The sequence below is a fragment of the Massilia agilis genome (assembly GCF_024756255.1).
Classification (GTDB): domain Bacteria; phylum Pseudomonadota; class Gammaproteobacteria; order Burkholderiales; family Burkholderiaceae_D; genus Telluria; species Telluria agilis.
The window spans coordinates 1-1,069 of the sequence record NZ_JANUHB010000018.1; the positions used below are offsets into that span (position 1 = coordinate 1).

1 protein-coding gene is annotated in these 1,069 nt (G+C 63.4%); it reads right to left on the minus strand.

Annotation, left to right across the window (positions count from 1 at the left end; translation table 11 throughout):
* A partial coding sequence (locus NX774_RS23270) for a tandem-95 repeat protein (RefSeq protein WP_258824679.1) occupies window positions 1–1,069 on the minus strand: 1,069 nt, incomplete at both ends.

A 1,069-nucleotide genomic window follows, 5' to 3' on the forward strand; every position in this document is an offset into this window, starting at 1 on the left:
ACCGCTGACGTAGGCCTGCAGCTTGCCAGCACCTGGCGCGGCCGAGATGCTGACCTTGGTCATCGCATCGCCGGTGTTGAAGTCGCTGAAGTTGAAGTCCGACGCGCTGAAGACGTAGTTCGTGTCCTCGGCCGTGGTGACTGCGCCGCCAGTGCTGGTCGGTGCGACGTTGGCCGACGTGATGGTGACGCCAACCGACTTCGCATCCGTCAGGGCCCCATCCGAGACCGACACACTGAAGCTGTCGATCTGATCGCTGCCATAGCTGTTGGCGGTGTAGCTTACCTTGCCGTCGATGACGTCCTGCTGGGTGAACGAGGTCGCCGCGGTGCCGTTGACCGTGATGGTGCCCTTGCCCGGCGCGCTGGTGACGGTGTACGTCAGGCTGCCGTTGCCGGTATCGACGTCGGTCGCGTTCAGGTAGCTCGTGGTAAGCGTGATGGTCGCACCCTGCGCCACAGTCACCGGCGAAACCGCCAGCACCGGTGCATCGTTCACCGGATTGACCGTGATGCTGACGTTGTAGGTATTGCTGCCCGAGCCGTCGCTGACGGTGTAGGTGAAGCTGTCCGGGCCGTTGTAGTTGGCGGCCGGCGTGTACTCGTAGCTGCCGTCGGCGTTGACGACCACCGTGCCGTGCGACGGGCCGGTCGCGCTGGCGTAGGTGATCGTGTCGTGCTCGACGTCGGTGGCTGCCGGCAGGTTGCCGGTGGCCCTGGTGTCTTCGTTGGTCGTGATCGTTCCGTCGGCGGCCACTGGCAGATCGTTCACTGGCGTGACCTTGACGGTCATCGTCGCGTCGTTGGAGACGGCGCTGGCGTTGTCATACACTTTGTACGTGAAGGTGGTGTACGGATCGCCATTCGCATCGGCCACCGGCACGAAACGCAGGTGGCCAAGATTAATCTCCGCAGTAGTCACGCTGGCGCTGGCGCCGACATCCTGCCATGCACCACTGACGAATGCCTGCAGTTTTCCCGCGCCTGGCGCCGCCGAGATGCTGACCTTGGTCATCGCATCGCCGGTGTTGAAGTCGCTGAAGTTGAAGTCCGACGCGCTGAAGACGTAA